This window comes from Halomonas sp. MES3-P3E, from assembly GCF_002836035.1.
Classification (GTDB): Bacteria; Pseudomonadota; Gammaproteobacteria; order Pseudomonadales; family Halomonadaceae; genus Vreelandella; species Vreelandella arctica.
In genome coordinates, this window is the sequence record NZ_PJBT01000165.1 from 1 (window position 1) to 347 (window position 347).

At 52.7% G+C, this 347-nt stretch carries 1 protein-coding gene; it reads right to left on the minus strand.

The features are described from left to right. A partial coding sequence (locus CXF87_RS12485; protein WP_157826550.1) for a helix-turn-helix domain-containing protein occupies window positions 1-199 on the minus strand: 199 nt, incomplete at its 3' end. Window positions 200-347: the final 148 nt, after the last annotated feature.

A 347-nucleotide genomic window follows, 5' to 3' on the forward strand; every position in this document is an offset into this window, starting at 1 on the left:
GCAAGCGCCCATAGATACGGTTTAGCGAGTGCTTGACCGTGCCAGGGGAGATGCCAAACGAGCGGGCGATCTCTTTGATGGTTTGCCCGCTGGCTAGCGCCATTAGGCATTCAGCTTCACGTGGCGCCAGCGCTTCGGGGTCGCCTTGGCGGCGTCTACCCTGCGCAGTGGCTTTCCAGTTTCCGTAAGTGAGTTGCATGATTGTCTCCTGCTGGTCTCTATGCTTACCAAGGTAAGCGAGCTTACAGGAAACGTCAAGAGTAAATAGTAACTGTGCTTACATATTCATTCGTAAGCACGCAAAAAAGCCCGCTTTAAAGGCGGGCCGTTATCGTTATTCCGATATT